This window comes from Acinetobacter sp. ACNIH1 (genome assembly GCF_002934695.1).
Lineage (GTDB): Bacteria > Pseudomonadota > Gammaproteobacteria > Pseudomonadales > Moraxellaceae > Acinetobacter > Acinetobacter variabilis.
Genome location: NZ_CP026420.1, coordinates 3,180,322 through 3,196,603, shown reverse-complemented (window position 1 = coordinate 3,196,603; position 16,282 = coordinate 3,180,322). Strand labels below are relative to the sequence as shown.

15 protein-coding genes and 3 pseudogenes are annotated in these 16,282 nt (G+C 39.6%); 8 read left to right on the top strand and 10 right to left on the bottom strand.

Going from position 1 to position 16,282, the window contains the following annotated elements; genetic code table 11:
- Complete coding sequence (locus tag C3F22_RS15530; RefSeq protein WP_104426925.1) at window positions 1–471, top strand: DUF523 domain-containing protein; 471 nt, start codon at window positions 1–3, stop codon at window positions 469–471.
- A gap of 39 nt (window positions 472–510) precedes the next feature.
- Here C3F22_RS15530 and C3F22_RS15525 read toward each other — a convergent pair whose 3' ends face one another.
- Window positions 511–1,131: a LysE family transporter gene (locus C3F22_RS15525; protein WP_104426924.1), complete on the bottom strand. Its 621-nt coding sequence runs from the start codon at window positions 1,129–1,131 to the stop codon at window positions 511–513.
- A 159-nt stretch (window positions 1,132–1,290) separates the two neighbouring features.
- On the opposite strand from C3F22_RS15525, the gene C3F22_RS15520 reads away from it, so the two are divergent.
- Window positions 1,291–2,211 carry a Dyp-type peroxidase gene (locus C3F22_RS15520; protein ID WP_104426923.1) on the top strand — a complete coding sequence of 307 codons (921 nt, stop codon included), beginning with the start codon at window positions 1,291–1,293 and terminating at the stop codon, window positions 2,209–2,211.
- Window positions 2,212–2,315: 104 nt separating this feature from the next.
- Window positions 2,316–3,239: an IS5 family transposase gene (locus tag C3F22_RS15515; RefSeq protein ID WP_104426922.1), complete on the top strand. Its 924-nt coding sequence runs from the start codon at window positions 2,316–2,318 to the stop codon at window positions 3,237–3,239.
- Window positions 3,240–3,247: 8 nt separating this feature from the next.
- Here the strand turns inward: C3F22_RS15515 and C3F22_RS15510 are convergent, their stop codons facing one another.
- From C3F22_RS15510 to C3F22_RS18305, 6 genes and pseudogenes are all read right to left on the bottom strand, one after another.
- Window positions 3,248–4,456, bottom strand: a complete 1,209-nt coding sequence (locus tag C3F22_RS15510; protein ID WP_004672268.1) for an IS256 family transposase — start codon at window positions 4,454–4,456, stop codon at window positions 3,248–3,250.
- Window positions 4,457–4,651: 195 nt separating this feature from the next.
- Window positions 4,652–5,044 carry a hypothetical protein gene (locus C3F22_RS15505; protein ID WP_104426921.1) on the bottom strand — a complete coding sequence of 131 codons (393 nt, stop codon included), beginning with the start codon at window positions 5,042–5,044 and terminating at the stop codon, window positions 4,652–4,654.
- Entirely contained in the window at window positions 5,041–5,493 is a 453-nt protein-coding gene (locus C3F22_RS15500) for a hypothetical protein (protein ID WP_104426920.1), read from the bottom strand. The genes C3F22_RS15505 and C3F22_RS15500 overlap by 4 nt, the downstream gene beginning before the upstream one ends.
- Window positions 5,494–5,500: 7 nt before the next feature.
- A pseudogene (locus C3F22_RS15495) lies at window positions 5,501–5,893 on the bottom strand (transposase family protein); the annotation flags it as partial.
- 37 nt (window positions 5,894–5,930) lie between these two features.
- A complete protein-coding gene (locus C3F22_RS15490) occupies window positions 5,931–6,335 on the bottom strand; it encodes a transposase family protein (RefSeq protein ID WP_000669095.1) in 405 nt (134 codons plus the stop codon).
- A gap of 47 nt (window positions 6,336–6,382) precedes the next feature.
- Window positions 6,383–7,660 carry a glycoside hydrolase family 19 protein gene (locus C3F22_RS18305; protein WP_158651684.1) on the bottom strand — a complete coding sequence of 426 codons (1,278 nt, stop codon included), beginning with the start codon at window positions 7,658–7,660 and terminating at the stop codon, window positions 6,383–6,385.
- Between the two features lie 51 nt (window positions 7,661–7,711).
- On the opposite strand from C3F22_RS18305, the pseudogene C3F22_RS15480 reads away from it, so the two are divergent.
- Window positions 7,712–8,128 (top strand): annotated as a pseudogene (locus C3F22_RS15480) (helix-turn-helix domain-containing protein); the annotation flags it as partial.
- Between the two features lie 27 nt (window positions 8,129–8,155).
- Here C3F22_RS15480 and C3F22_RS15475 read toward each other — a convergent pair.
- A complete protein-coding gene (locus C3F22_RS15475) occupies window positions 8,156–8,857 on the bottom strand; it encodes an IS1-like element ISPa14 family transposase (protein WP_001223318.1) in 702 nt (233 codons plus the stop codon).
- 58 nt (window positions 8,858–8,915) lie between these two features.
- On the opposite strand from C3F22_RS15475, the pseudogene istA reads away from it, so the two are divergent.
- Together istA and istB are read left to right on the top strand one after the other, a co-directional pair.
- Window positions 8,916–9,527, top strand: a pseudogene (gene istA / locus C3F22_RS15470) (IS21-like element ISAba8 family transposase); the annotation flags it as partial.
- Window positions 9,527–10,300 carry an IS21-like element ISAba8 family helper ATPase IstB gene (istB, locus tag C3F22_RS15465; protein ID WP_075167882.1) on the top strand — a complete coding sequence of 258 codons (774 nt, stop codon included), beginning with the start codon at window positions 9,527–9,529 and terminating at the stop codon, window positions 10,298–10,300. The pseudogene istA and the gene istB, both read left to right, overlap by 1 nt.
- Before the next feature lie 22 nt (window positions 10,301–10,322).
- Here the strand turns inward: istB and C3F22_RS15460 are convergent, their stop codons facing one another.
- Both C3F22_RS15460 and C3F22_RS15455 read right to left on the bottom strand, forming a co-directional pair.
- Entirely contained in the window at window positions 10,323–10,502 is a 180-nt protein-coding gene (locus tag C3F22_RS15460; RefSeq protein ID WP_104426919.1) for a hypothetical protein, read from the bottom strand.
- Window positions 10,502–13,360, bottom strand: a complete 2,859-nt coding sequence (locus C3F22_RS15455) for a type VI secretion system Vgr family protein (protein ID WP_104426918.1) — start codon at window positions 13,358–13,360, stop codon at window positions 10,502–10,504. Before C3F22_RS15455 ends, C3F22_RS15460 begins: the two co-directional genes overlap by 1 nt.
- 273 nt (window positions 13,361–13,633) lie before the next feature.
- On the opposite strand from C3F22_RS15455, the gene C3F22_RS15450 reads away from it, so the two are divergent.
- Window positions 13,634–14,788: a methionine aminotransferase gene (locus C3F22_RS15450; RefSeq protein ID WP_104426917.1), complete on the top strand. Its 1,155-nt coding sequence runs from the start codon at window positions 13,634–13,636 to the stop codon at window positions 14,786–14,788.
- 103 nt (window positions 14,789–14,891) lie between these two features.
- A complete protein-coding gene (locus tag C3F22_RS15445) occupies window positions 14,892–16,256 on the top strand; it encodes an MATE family efflux transporter (protein WP_104426916.1) in 1,365 nt (454 codons plus the stop codon).
- Window positions 16,257–16,282: the final 26 nt, after the last annotated feature.

The window sequence follows — 16,282 nt, the reverse complement described above, 5'->3', positions numbered from 1 at the left end:
ATGGCAGGCAAATTTTATCTAATTAGTGCCTGCTTGCTCGGACACAAGGTCCGTTATGATGGCCGCGACTGTCTGGTAAAAGAGTTGGTCGATCATTTGCTACCAGATCAATATGTCACGATTTGCCCTGAAGTCAGTGGTGGTTTGCCTATCCCCCGGCCCTCAGCAGAAATTCAAGGCGGTACAGGATTAGAAGTTCTTAAAAGTTTAGCTCAAGTAACAGATATTCAAGGACAGGATGTATCTACTGCTTTTATACAGGGAGCTTATGCTGCCTTGGAGCTAGCACAGAAATTTCAAGTCACCCATGCAGTCTTAAAAGCCAATAGTCCATCTTGCGGCAGCAAGCTGATTTATGATGGTTCATTTACTGAAAATAAAATTCAGGGTGATGGCGTGACGGCTGCATTGTTTAAACAGCATGATATTGAGGTCATGACTGAAGATGAATTTTTACAGATGATTCTTTAAGAGATCGTTGAATTGCCTCTCCTTTAAGGAGAGGTCTCCTTACTGATGCACTAGACTCAATAAAAACGCAGCTCCGGCGAACAAGCTGGCAAAAGTTCGATTCATGACTTTCTGCTGTTTTGGCGATTTCAGAAGACGCAAAACCTTGGCAGCCAGACCGGTATAACCTGCCATCACAATCAGATCAATCGTTACCATAGTCGCGGCCATAATCACATACTGAATCCATTGCGGTTTAGATAAGTCCAGAAATTGCGGCAATACTGCCAGCAAAAATACAATTGCCTTGGGATTACTCATATTGACCAGAAAACCGTGAATGACGAGTTTCCCAGCTGATTTTCGTGCGAGTTCATGTTTAATTTCAATCGACTGCGCCGGTGCTTTCCACTGCAAAAAGGCCAGATACAATAAATAGGCAACCCCAAACCATTTCACTGCAAGAAATGCCCAAGGTGTAGTCGTGAACAATACTCCTGCCCCGGCAGCCACAATGGCAATTTGAACCAATAGGGCGAATTGCAAACCGAGCGCATTCCAGTATCCATGTCGAAAGCCATAATTCAGTCCGCTCGACATTGAAGCAATAGCACCCGCGCCTGGGGAAATACTGATCACCCAACAGGCTAACATATAAGCAAACCAGACTTGATAGGACATGGAGATTTAACTCATTCAAATTCAGGATCTAATTATATGACTTTTCCAATATTTTCAGCCAAAAAAATTGCTTAAACATCAGACTGCATACTATTCACTCTATAGCGCTTCAGGCACAATAGCAGGATTGGATACAGAAATTTATTACAGGAGCCATGAATGACAGCCCAATCTGTAATTTTGCCATTACCTTCAGATCATGCTCGCTTTATTGTTTTACGTCTTAAAGATCTCAGCATTGAAGATTTCAAAGAGCAATTAGAACAATTATTTACGACACGCGATCGTCTGATTACTCAACATCCTAATGCGCAGATTAAAACAGGCGTGGCTTTTGGTCCTGAACTCTGGTCAAAACTTTATGACCAGGCTGCTGCAGGCTTTAAACAACTTGAGCCGATTCAAGGTTCGTTTGATATGCCAGTGGTTCCTGCGGATGTACTGATTCATATTGCCAGTGCGCGTGCCGATATCTGTTTCGCCTTGAGTCAGTCTTTCTTCGAAGGTATTCGCGATCAGGTTGAAGTATTAGATGAGCGTGTTTGCTTCCGTTACTTTGATGGCCGTGATATTACCGGTTTCATCGATGGGACTGAAAATCCACAATTTCCGGATGATCGTGCTGAAGTGGCTTTACTGGGTGAAGATGCTGGTATTTTCCAAGACGGTTCATTTATTTTTGCGCAGCGTTATGCGCATAACCTGGATAAATGGAAGAAACTCAAAGTCGATGCTCAAGAACAAGTCATGGGTCGTACCAAACTTGAATCGATTGAACTCGAGGATGAGGTAAAACCTGCCAATGCGCATATCGCTCGTACTGTTGTTGAAGATGAGGAAGGCGAGGAAATGGAAATTCTACGTCACTCTCTGCCTTATGGAGATGGTCGTGGTGACCAAGGTCTATTCTTCATTGCTTATACCAAAGACCTGAAAATCATTGATGCCATGTTAGTACGCATGTTTGGTACATCAGGCGATGGGATCCATGACCGCTTGCTACACTTCGTGACTCCAATGGATGGTGCGTATTACTTTGCACCAAGTGAGGAGTTGCTGGAAGAGGTTTTGGAAGGGTAAATAATAGGGCTAATTGATATCAATTAGCCCTAATCTTTTTAATTTACTATGGCTTTGTTGCACAAAGCTGTTCTTAAGGACTCCTTCGGCAATATAATTTCCAAATGAAGAAGCCTACACACAAAATCTACCGCACAACCAATTGGCCCGCATATAACCGAGCTCTCATTAATCGTGGGAATATTGCCATTTGGTTCGATCCAAAAACACAATGGTATGCAGAACCTCAAGGCAAACAAGGTCGAAGTCAAACCTACTCCGACATAGCGATTCAATGCTGTTTGATGATCAAATCTCTATTTAGACTCACTTTACGCATGGTTACTGGTTTTGTTCAAAGCTTAATTAAACTTTGCGGATTAGATTGGACAGCACCAGACTTCACGACGCTTTGTAGAAGACAAAAGTATATTGATATTCAAATTAACTACCAGAAAAGTCGTGATGGGTTACATCTACTCGTCGACTCTACGGGTTTAAAATTTTTAGGTGAAGGCGAATGGAAGCGTAAGAAGCATCAGCCTGAATACCGTCGGCAATGGCGTAAACTGCATATTGGTATAGATGCTGAAACACTGCAAATACGTGCCGTTCAGCTTACGACAAATAATGTCAGTGATTCACAAGTACTTGGTGATTTACTCGATCAGATTCCTCAAGATGAGCATATTGACTCCGTTTATACCGATGGTGCTTATGACACAAAGCGGTGTCGCCAGTTGATCACAGATCGAAATGCCCATGCGATTATTCCACCCAGAAAAAATGCGAAGCCTTGGAAAGATACAAAAGTTCATTCGCTAGAGCGAAATGAATTACTTCGCACTGTTAAACGTTTAGGCAGGACACTATGGAAAAAATGGTCGGGCTACCATCAGCGAAGTCTGGTAGAAACCAAGATGCACTGCATCAAATTATTAGGCGATAAGCTCAGTGCTCGGAATTTTGATAGCCAAGTCAACGAGATTCATGCACGTGTGGCCATCTTAAATAAGTTTACGGAGGAGGGTGTAAATAATTCTGTGTAAATACAGTTTTAAAAATACTTGGTTACACGCTCTTCAAACATGATACTAAAGCGATTCATGGCAGCTTTCCAATTCTGAATAGGCATCGTCCATTTTTTGCTTGCTGCCATAATTGCTAAATATACCACCTTTTTCACGGAATCATCAGTTGGGAAGATTTTTCTTTTCTTGGTTGCATGGCGGATAACGCTGTTCAATGATTCAATCGCATTCGTCGTGTAAATCGCTTTGCGAATATCCATAGAATAAGCGAAAAACGTGTTTAGATTCGACCAGTTGGCAAGCCATGACTTGCTGATTTGAGGATACTTCTCATCCCATTTTTGTCCAAATTCATCTAAAGCCTGTAAGGCTGCGTCTTCTGTAACAGCTTGATATATCTTTTTTAAATCGGCTGTGACAGCTTTGTAGTCTTTCCAACTCACATATTTAAGGTTGTTGCGTACCATGTGGATGATACACAACTGAATATGCGTATCAGGGTAAATTGTATTGATTGCATCAGGAAAGCCCTTCAGTCCATCTACGCAGGCAATCAGAATATCCTTTAACCCACGATTTTTCAGTTCTGTAAGGACTGAGAGCCAAAATTTAGAACCTTCGTTTTCTGACATCCACATACCTAATAAGTCTTTCTGTCCGTCTGTATTGACACCTAATGCCAGATACACCGCTTTGTTAATAATCGTACTATCTTGACGCACTTTCACGACGATACAATCCATATAGACAATAGGATAAAGGGCATCCAATGGTCGATTTTGCCATTCTATTACTTGTTCTTTAACTGCATCCGTCACTTTGGAAATAAGCGTTGGGGAGACGTCCGCATCGTACATTTCCTTGAATGTGGCAACGATATCTCGTGTCGTCATGCCTTTGGCGTATAGGGATAGGATTTGGCTATCCATTTGTGTGATACGGGTTTGACTCTTCTTGATCAGCTGGGGCTCAAAAGTGCCATCACGATCTCTAGGCGTGTCTAGTTCAAATTCACCATCATCAGTAAATAGCCGTTTGGTTGTATAGCCATTACGTGTATTTTTGCCTATACGAGGACTATTCTTCTCATAGCCTAAATGTTCAGTCAGTTCAGCATTGAGTGCAGTTTCAACGGTGAGTTTCTTTAAAGCTTTACTGAAATTATTCAGGTCAGCTTCTGTTTTTAAGTTCTTAGCAAATTCTTTTGCCAATGCCAGCATTGCTTCATCTTTCATGGTAAACACCTGTGTTGCCCCCCAACAGCGTTGAGGGATAGTTTAAGCGTTTACACAGTTTTATTTACAGTCTCTTACGGAGCTCGGCCGACCTCACACCCAAGTTGTCACTTAAATTTAAACAACTTAGGAAAGCTCTATCTTTAAAATCTTTATGCAACAAAGCCATTTACTATCATCAATTGCATATCTTAATTAAATACAATTTATACCTTTAATTCTTAAATCATTTTTTTCAAAGAAAGTTTTTTTCTTAGTTTTTAAACTAAAATATTCCACATTATAAAGAAGATAACCTTGCGACATGAAAGTATATTTCCCTGTTATTTTTCCATTAATCATTTCATTCATGGTTCTATAAATTTCTGGTTTAGCATTATCTCCCATATCAATACTTTTTTCTTTTATAGGTTTTGAAATTTTAATATTTTTTAAATAGGGATAATATTTTATAGAATCAATTTCGGGATAACGACTAGAAACTAATAGAATTGATTTATTATCGCTTGCCAAGCAATAGTATTTTTCATTAGATTGAACATTTGAACATGAAGTTAGAGCAAAAAATATGGCGATAATTTTCTTCATAATTCTTTTATTCTCTTTTTAGCTAAGAATTTTGCAGAATTTGCAGTGTAACCATATCTCTTTCTACTAACTTTATTACCTTTTTTATCTTTAGTATATCCAAAAGGAAACTCTTTATCTTTACTCATTTCTAGAAATCTCTGATATCCTTTTTTGGCTTCTTCAGCACTTTTTAATTTTCCTTTTTTATATCCCTTAGGATCATTCCATAACCCCCACCCAAAACTTTCTCCTATTTTATTAGCATAAATATAACTATTTTCAAATTTTGTATAATAATCAAGATTAGCTACTACTTTTTTATCTAAGTTTCTACATTTCTTTATATTAAAAGCTGCTATAGCTCTTTTATGATATTTTTCTCTATCATCAAATCCATTATATCCTCCGTTAATTAATGCACAAGTTGCTATTAGATCATTATTAATTAGACTTCCTTCATAAATCATTTTTCAATCAATTTAATTGTTTATCTTTCACCCAATCTAAATTGTATATGCCAGCAAGTAAATTAAACCGCAGGTTTAATCTTTTACGACGATTTCTATATACACAAGATAAAATCTTAAAACATTTCATCCTTCCAAATACATGCTCTACTTGAATTCGTCTACGACCAATCTCTTTATTTAACTTTTTTAATTCAGAATCTAGTTTTTCAGTTTTCTTTGCTTTAGATGGCATGAGGCATCCAAAACCCAATTTCTTTATCCCTAAATAACCCTTATCAACGATAAAAAAGGGCTTAAATTTTAATTTCCTCATGCTTTTTTTAAATATTTTAAAATCATGCATGCTTCCATGACTTCCACATACACTCAGTATTTCACCTGTTATATAGTGCATAGATAGCTGAAATTTAAAGGTATGTCGCTTTTTTTTACCGCTATACCATTTCTTCTGTTTTTTTTGGACGTTGAACTAATATTTCAGTGGCATCAATCACAACAACTTCCCAATCCACTTCATCTCGATTAGGAAGTTGTTTTGGCAAGTTGAATTTTCCAGAACGGATTAAGGTATCTTCAATAACACGTGTGATACGAATTGCACTCGTTTCAGATACACCGTAACTCATACCAAGATGGAAAAATGTTCGATATTCTCTCCAATATTCTATACATAAGAGCAAACGATCTTCCAACGGTAATTTATGCGGTCGTCCTTTACCAATATGACGAGGTAAATGCTTATTTAGCTCGGCCAACATGAGGTTAAATGTAGCCCAACTAACACCGGTAAGCCTACGAAACTTAACGTTTGATAATTTTTGAATATCTTTGAATTTCATCCAAGGATTATCTCTTGAATTAAATAATTTTGCTGATTAATCTAAGATCAAATAAATTGTACGTTTTTTGATTTATGACGGAAGTCTATTGCATGAGGAGTTAAATTACCAGCTTTAGAATGATGCCAATACCAAACTGCAGAACCTACAGCATGTTGTTTTTCTCTAGCAATTCTATGCCTATTATTTCCTAAAAAATTTTCATTCACTGCCAACCCATATGACTCATAATTAGTTTTATAAGTTATTTGTATTAATCCCCTTCCTTTATAACCATCATAAACTTCACTTTCAGATTTACCAGCTAATCCTTCTTCCATTAGAGAACAACTTGCAGTTTCATGCAGTGTATGTGCTATAAAATGGGCTTTTTCCAAACAGTTATTCATATTAAGTTTCTTAAACTGTTGATTTAAATATTTAAGAAAGCTTATAGCTGTAACACTAGTTGTTACTTTTTTGAATTCTTCTTCCATAATATCTCTATTACAGGCACATTCATTAACTTTTAAGTCCTTTTCTATTTCGGGTTTATTTACTGAGGTTTGGCCTCCTGTTATATCCACATCTAATTCCAATTTATTAGAATCTTCTTTCATTCTTTTAGAGTAATAATTATTGGCTTCTAAAGGCTTTCCATCTGGTTTAAATACTGTAATCTTTACTTTTTCTCCAACCATACTTTGAAGTGAAAATTTTCCATTAGAAGTATTTGAAACTTTCTTTATTCCACTTTCTAAATACAAGATTTCAATTTTAGTATTTTCAATATTGTAGTCATTTCCTAACCTGTCTACTATTTTGAAATTTGAGAGACTTTTAAAATTTTCATAAGGTTCATCTAGTTTAATTATTATTGGTATTTGGGATCCATTCCCAGAGTTAATAGAACTTTTTAAAGTAAATTCATCATTCGAAGTTAAAACCAAAATTTCAATATCTCGATTAGGTGAAGATAGGACTTCTACAATGCCCTGTTCATTTGAATTACGCTCAAATGACTTTTGACTTCCTTTAGGACGAGAGGTTACTGGGAAATTTATCAGGATTTTCTCTTTACTATCTATAATTTTAAATAAAGTTTTCACTATCCCTTTTGAAGTAGTGGTAACTTTTTTCTGTTGATATTGCTCTATACTTTTAGGTAAAGGTACTTTTACAGGGTCTTTTCTAGAAGAAACTATTGAAGAATTAATAGTTTTAACAACAATATAATCTTTGGTATTAGGTGGTTGGGCTAGAATTTCTACAGTTCGATTCGGTGAAGCATGAAAGATAAATAGACCGTTGTTAGCGGCAGTGTAAAAATGACCCCCTAACGGCATTTAAAAACTGACCCCCTTGGTTAATATAGCGGTCATTTTGGACTGCTCAACATGTTAACTTTGGAGCAAGCAGTGACAATCCAAATACTTCATCAGCAAGGTAAATCTATTAAAGCCATTAGTCGTGAACTGGGGGTGTCCCGAAATACCGTACGTAAATATTTACGGCAGAAGGAAACACCTCAGTATCGGCGTACACAACCTAGAACAAGTATTCTTGATCCATATAAACCCTATTTACTCAAACGTGTAAACGCAGCTCATCCTGAATGGATTCCTGCTGTTGTGCTCTACCAGGAAATTTTAAGGTTGGGATATCCAGGAAAGATCAGGATCTTGAGGGAATATCTCGCAACATTAAAACCAGTTGCTAAACCGGAACCGATCATTCGTTTTGAAACCCAACCTGGCCAACAAATGCAGGTGGATTTCACCACGATTCGACGCAACAACACGACTTTGAAAGCCGGTGGTGTTTCAAAAAGTATGCTGACATTAAATGAAGCCATTATTGATGTAAAAAAAGGTTAAGTCGAAAGCTTTAAAATGGTTTTCAATCTTTTTTGAAAAATTACAACTCCTTCTAAAACCGCGCCTAATTCGATGCCTTATTTTGCAATTATTACCTTCAATACCTACAGTAAAAAATTTACCAATACTTTGCTTGCAGTTTTTAAAAGCAGTGATGAAACTGTCCCAATGATCACTTGCAATTCGGGTGTAGTGAATACCTAATTGTTTAAGCTTTGTCTTCAATCGTTGAACTGTAGCTAAGTCTCTTTTACCCCAAACATAAGCAACAATCTCACCTGTTTCTCGATGGTAGGCGTAAATAAGCCATTGTTTATTATTTTTATTTCCCACGAAAGTCCAAAACTCATCAACTTCAAGAGACTCATAATGACTTTGTTTAGGCTGAATTTGGTAGGTCGATTCGGTTAAAGTACGTAAAACTTTACCGATACTGATTCGCTCAACTTCAGCGATATCTCGTATACCACTACCTCTGACCATCAACTGTAATATTTTTCGAGTAATGCCTGAATTACATCCTAGATAGCTCAGAGCATGGTCACCAATAAACTGACGTTTACAGTCTTTGCACTGATAGTTTTGTTTCCCATCTACTTTGATGCCATTTTTCTTTATACTGTCACTGAGGCAGGTTGGACATTTGATTTCTAGAGTTATTCGCATTTCTCTATTTTATCAAAATTCAACCTGCTTTGTTTCAGCATACTTTTTGAAACACCACCTGAAAGCCTTTGTCGCAACATTAGGGTATTCCAGAGCGACTTTCGTGAAATTTTATGATCATGAACGTACCGATGCATGGATCGATGGTCTAGAAAATGCATTTCAGTTCTTTGCAGGAGTACCTCAAGAAATCCTGTTTGATAACGCTAAAACGATCATGATTGAACGGGATGTCTATCAGGAGGGGCAGCATAAATGGAACCCCAAACTGCTCGACTGCGCCAAGAAATACAGCTTTCGTCCTCGCGTATGTAAGCCCTACCGTGCACAGACCAAAGGCAAAGTTGAACGCTTTAATGGATACCTCAAATCAAGCTTTATTGTGCCATTGAAAGCAAGCCTGAAGACTTCGGGTTTACTGTTAAATGTTGATGTCGCCAATGCCCACATTGGCCGGTGGCTGCATGAAACCGCCAATCAGCGGATTCATGCCACCACGCAAGAAAAACCGGCTGTTCGACTGCAACAGGAGCAGCAAAAATTTACGCCATTACCGCAATCAGATACAGGTTCTGGCACTGTACCTGTTGCAGCAGCACAGCATGTCATGCCCTACGAGAGTTTGCAGCATCCCTTATCGGTATATGATCAGTTGCTAGGAGTTTCCTGATGAATCTGCAATACGACCGTATAGAGCAGCTTTGCCAAAAGCTCAATCTGCCTGCCATCGCATCACAATGGTCACATCATGCACAACAAACATTAGGTCAGGATGGAAGTTATGCCGACTTTGTTGAAGCAATCTTGACGCATGAATATGCTGCCAGGCAACAGCGCAGTCAGCAGGTACTGATGAAACTCTCAGGCCTGCCTCAAGTCAAAACCCTGGAAGACTATGATTTTAATTATGCCCTAGGGGCCCCTAAATCACAGGTGATTGAACTGTTCAATCTGAGCTTTATTGCTAGAGCAGAAAATGTGGTGTTTCTGGGGGCTAGCGGAGTAGGAAAAACGCACTTATCTATGGCATTAGGCTATAAGGCCATCATGAACAACATTAAGATCAAGTTCATTACCGCAGCGGATTTAATGCTGCAACTGAGTACAGCCTATCAGCAAGGTAAATTGAAAACCTATATGCAGCGTGCGGTACTGGGACCAAAGTTACTGATTATCGATGAAATTGGTTATTTACCATTTGGACGTGAAGAAGCGAATCTGTTCTTTAACGTGATTGCCAAGCGTTATGAAAAAGGCAGTACGATATTGACGAGTAACTTACCCTTTAGCCAATGGTCTAAGTCATTTGCGGATGATGTCACGTTGACCGCTGCGATGTTAGATCGGCTATTACATCACTGTCATGTGGTACAAATATCGGGTGAGAGTTATCGTTTGAAGGGTAAAAAAAGAATTGGGATTCAGCCCCAGGTTGAAACTTAATACGAGATCAAAGGGGTCAATTTTACTTTGCCATTTGTAAGGTAAAAGGGGTCAATTTTAGAATGCCGTTGACACCGTCTTGATCTGTCTTATTGATGTTCTCTCTAGATGAACCTTTATAGCGTGATTTTACCTTTAAATTGATGACATACTTCCCTGATGCATCATAAAGTTTGGATGTAATAGTGACTAACTGACTCATTACTCAGTATCCTCTTTAGTGTATACCTCATCCTCAATTTCCTCATCTTCTAGGTCCTCCAATAACTCATCGATATCCTCTTTATTTAGCTCTTGACGTAGATATGTTTGACAAGAATTAAACCCAAAAGCTATAAAATCTGTTTTTTGAGAGGTATAGAACCGTAGACTACTTATTTGATTTACTTCATTTAGCAGGGATTTTTTGCTTTTAATTAATGTTCCCTCCTTCTTATCAACAATGAAAATTTCTTTTTCTCTTTCACAGGCAGTATTCCATTGATAATTAATTCGATTACTAAACAAAGTTTCCATTTTTGGTAGACTTATTTTTTGTTCAATAATATTTTGACCTTCTTTAAATATATGCTGCCCCGCTTTACACTCAAACTTCCCACCTGTTACTCCAAATACACCTTGTCCATTAATCTTTAACTGAGATCCACCGGCAGTAAGCACAATTTCTTTAGGGCTTATAATTTCAATTCGATCTTCAGTTGAAATAATTTTTACTTTATGACGAGCAATTGTTTCTATTGCGTCATCTTGTGCCTGGAGTTCGACTTTTCCCTTTGCCGCAACGACTTTTAATCCTTGTTGAGCTGCAAATAAGCTGATCTTGTCCTGAGCGTGAGCAATCAAAGATTTCCGTGTGGAAAAATTAATATTATCCGCAGCACTGTGGTTAATCTGCTGATCAGCTGAAAGATACAGATCTTCATTAGTTGAGAGTGCAATTGAATTCGGTGCACACAGCAGCATTAAAGCTTGTTTGAAAGTTTCAGCCTTGCTTTGATCTTGCTGTTCAATCTGATCCAGAAATTTTTTTAGATGATCTAACCCTTCTAAGGGGTCTGTTTGCTGATTTTTAGCAATCTCACTTAAGGCCTTACTATGATTCAAACTAGATTCAAGCTGGCTTTTCGCAGGACTGACATTTAAGTGATTGGCATTGGCATTTTCTTGTTTATAGGTAGAGAGAAGCAAGCCAGCTCCCGCTCTAAGTGCTCCCCATTGATCTGTTCTTAACTCAAAGCCCTCACCACGCCCGGCGCTAGCCTCATCTTCTTTTGGATGACTTAGATTTCCTAAATTTAGCTGACTGGCCCCATGACTACTTTGCAGCTGTGCACTAATCTGTCCAGTTGTATCATCGAAGCGAAGCTGGTTAAAACCTTCGCCACCCACCTCTTGAGAACGGATACCACTTAGTTTTTTAGTGAATGGCAATCGCCCCTTCTTATCAAACATAGTTTGAAAACGTTCAGCTTCATGAATACGTCCAACAATGAAGGGACGATCAATATCTCCTTCGAAGAAATCAATCACTACAATTTCCCCGATACGCGGATGGAATCGGGCGCCATAACCTTCGCCTGCCCATGGCGTTAGCACGTCTACCCAGGCCGAATCAGTGTCATTATCAGTGGCGCCAGCACCACCATCATGCTGATGATCTTCACTACGGGTAAACAAAAAACGGACCTTCACACGTCCCCATTCATCGACATAAATAGTCTCACCTTCAGGCCCTACTACTTTCGCCCGTTGTGGATAGGCCATAGGCCGATGTTGTAGTGGATGATATTCAGGTATCACCGGAATATCTCGACGAATTAAATACAGCTCATTACCTTGTCTCTCATCATCCAGAACTTTCCAGTGACTGGACTGCATGAGCTGATCCAGCTGTAGCAAAAGATCTTTCGGTAAATTATTTTGGTTATAGAAGTGTTTGCCCAAAATTAAAAATTCACGCTCATTGTGCGGATGTTGATCAATTTCGGGATGGTCATGCAGTTCAAACCAGTAACCGACTTGGGCATCACGAACACTACTGCTGGCCTTAAAATATTTGGACTGCATGGCATGATAGTGACTAAGTTGCTGACTGAGTTGATCCAGTTGAGCTGGACTGGATGATGTAGCCTGATCTTCTCTCTTTAGGTCACTGGTCCAAGCTGGACTGATGTTCCAGACATCTTCCAGACTTAAACTGGTATGATCCTGAACACTACTTTGCTGGATATTCACTAACTGCTGGTTTTGCTCCTGCTCCAGATCTATAGCTTGCCAGCGTTGCAATGCAACACTATTTGGTACAAGTTGTCGCTCAGCAATTAGGCTGGTGATAGTATCGAATTGCTCAGTTGCATGACTACGATGGAAGCGGATGGAACGGCGTTTTAAGGCTTGAAAATATTGCTGCCCATTAACAAGACGCAGGACTTGTGGCTGAATGGTTTGAGCTGAGATTGGAATAATTAATTCCTTTTCATCAATCAGCCAGTTAATACCCTCACTACGCCATAAGCGGGTCAGAAAATCATAATCACTTTCATTGGACTGTATGACCAATGGCCGTACATCATATTCACGATTTAGTCCGGAAAGATCCAAACTTAAACTTTTCGCAAATAAGCCACTTCGCTTTTGCCATTCAGTAAACAGAATCTCACTAATCGCTTTGATACTTTTATTCAAAAACACACGGCTATTACGGCGTTTATGCCAAAGTGAAGTCGCATCTTCGAGAGTCAGCTGATAGACACTTAAAGCACCATCGCTATGCCCCTGTTTAGCTGCGGTAATGATACCTGTAGTCCGAAAAAGCTCACCTTGATCAGTGACCTGATCAACAGCAACCTGACAGCCAATAAACTGTTTTAAGGCAATATAGGGATGGGTGGATAGACAAAGTAATTCAGCATGTAGTCCCTCATTGATCCAGTGCCTGCCTTCAATACGCTGAATCAGGACCTGAGAATTTAAAATTTCATTGGAAAATCGGAGATGAAGTGCACGCTTCTGTGAGCTTAGACCCAAGCCTTCAAGCACCGTATAAATACTCTGTAGCATTTTATAATTATTATTTGAGGTTATTTTTATCGCACTGATTTTAGGGAATAAGCTTAGAACAATCCATCTTGGTATTTATTTCACATGAATTAACCACAAATAACCTTACCCTGACCTAATATTCTCTATGTTTATGAAATAGAAGATGTATTCTGTTTCAACCTTTTCGATTTTTCTGATTATTTGCTGATTCACTTACTGCTACACTGAAAGCCGAATACTTTATATCTCCTACATCATCCTGGATTACAGGATAAGCCAGAGGCCAAGGACATGCTTGAGTTACATTCTAAACTTCCCAATCTGGGCGTTACTATTTTTAGTACTATGTCGGCCTTGGCACAAAAACTCGGGGCAATTAACCTGTCACAAGGTTTTCCAGATTTTCCTGCTCCACCGCAATTGATTGAAGCCCTCAGTCGGGCAGCTGAAAATGGTTTTAACCAATATGCACCGGGTGATGGCTTGCCAGTATTACGTGGTCTGGTCGCTGATCTTTATCAGCATCGTGACCGGCTCATTCTAGATCCGGTAGATGAAATCACCATTACTCCTGGCGCAACGATTGCAATCTTCTGTGCAATTCAGGCAACGGTACGGGCAGGTGAAGAAGTCATTATTTTTGATCCCAGTTATGACAGCTATGCGCCAAGCGTGAAGCTGGTCGGTGCCAAACCGGTACATATCGCTCTAGAATATCCTGGTTTTTCTGTGGACTGGAATAAGGTCAAAGATGCAATCAATGACCGTACCCGCATGATTGTAGTGAATACACCGCATAATCCCACCGGAACGGTATGGACAGAGCAAGACTGGCAGCAGCTGATTAAACTGATTCGTGATCGCAATATCGTGGTTCTGTCTGATGAAGTTTATGAACATCTGATATTTGATGAAGTTCGTCATCATTCTGCAGCATCTTTTCCGGAACTCCGTGAACGCAGTTTTGTGATTGGTTCTTTTGGTAAAACCTTTCATGTGACCGGCTGGAAGACCGGTTTCTGTGTCGCGTCCCCAGCCTTAATGCAGATGTTCAGACAGATTTACCAGTTTGTCAGCTTCTGTGGCGTAACCCCAATTCAGGTAGCTTTGACTGAATATATGCAGCTGCATTCTGAACATATTCATGAGCTGTCCGGTTTTTATCAGACCAAACGGAATTTGTTTAATCATGCACTGACAGATTCCCGTTTTCAATGGACACCGTCTCAAGGCACCTATTTCCAGAATCTGGATTACAGTGAAATTCGTCCTGATCTGGATGCACTGTCGATGTGTCACTATCTGGCGGAACAACACGGTGTTGTGGCGATTCCGGTATCAGCGTTTTATCAGGAGCCGCCTAAAGATTTACACTTATTGCGCTTCTGCTTTGCCAAAAAAGATGAAACCTTGATAGAAGCAGCACATATTCTTTCCAAAGTTTAAAAAAATAGACTTATTGGTTACTGAAAAGCTAAAGCGTTCTTGATGCTGATCAAGGATAATTTAGTCCTGATAAATATATGAAAAATCAAGAACAGGATGTCATATGGCACAGCAAGCATTGGTTCACCAGCAGAATTTATGGAAAACATTTTTTATTTTCCTGTTACCGCTGGTGGTTACCAACATCCTGCAAAGCCTGTCCGGTACGATTAATACTGTTTTTGTGGGGCAAATGCTCGGCGTGCAAGCGATTGCTGCAGTTGCAGTATTTTTCCCGATTCTGTTCTGTCTGATGGCCTTTGTGATTGGTCTCTCTGCAGGTTCTACGGTTCTGGTAGGACAAGCTTGGGGTGCCAGAAATCTTGAAAAAGTGCGCTGTGTAGTTGGCTCTACCCTGTTTATGACGCTGATTGGTGGCAGCCTGATTGCCCTATTGGGAGTATTTTTTGCTGAAAATATCTTGCAATTACTGGGTACAGATCCGGATGTAATGCACCTGTCTTTGCCTTATGTGCAATGGATGCTGGCTGGTAGTCCTCTAATTTTTATTTATATTATTTATACTTCAATTTTACGCGGGGTTGGAGACAGCACTACGCCACTGTTTGCCTCTGCCCTAACGATTGGTGTGGGCTTGATAGTAACACCGGTCCTGATCGCTGGTTATTTTGGTTTTCCTAAGATGGGGATCATCTCTCCAGCAATTGCAACCATTCTAGGTAACTTGGCTGTTCTGTTATTTCTTATTCTCTATTTAAATTATAAACGTCATCCTCTAAGACCAGACTGGGCTTTAATCAAAGATATTCGTCATCAGCCCCAGCTCAGCAAGATTATTCTGCGCTTAGGTATTCCAACCGGGGTTCAAATGGTCACAACTTCAGTCGCTGGTCTGGTCATTGTGAGTCTGGTCAACCGTTATGGTGCAGAAGCGACGGCGGCCTATGGTGCCGTGAATCAGGTACTGAATTATATTCAGTTCCCTGCTCTTTCTATTGCCATTGCAGCTTCAGTCTTTGGGGCACAGGCCATTGGTGCTGGTAAAAATGATTTGCTCAATAAAGTGACTCGAACTGCCTTAAGTATGAATATCTTGTTCACAGGTAGTCTGGTAATTCTGGCTTATCTGTTTTCTAAATATCTCATGGCACTATTTATCACTGACCCACAGGTCGTGGTCCTAGGTCAGCAACTTCTCTTCATTGTCCTATGGTCGATTCTGTTCTTTGGTGCTAGCGCAATTTTTGCTTCGATCATGCGGGCCAGTGGCACAGTGACAGTCCCGATGTTGATCAATATTATTGCCATTATTGGCATTGAAGTACCAGCTGCCTATATGTTCAGCCGCTTGTGGGGTTTACAAGGGATCTGGTACGGTTATGCCTTGGCCTTTGTCTGTCTTTGTATCATGCAAGGCCTGTATTACCAGTTTATCTGGAAGAAAAAAACCATCGAGGCACTAGTTTAATCTTCCAGCTTGGACTACTGGATAAA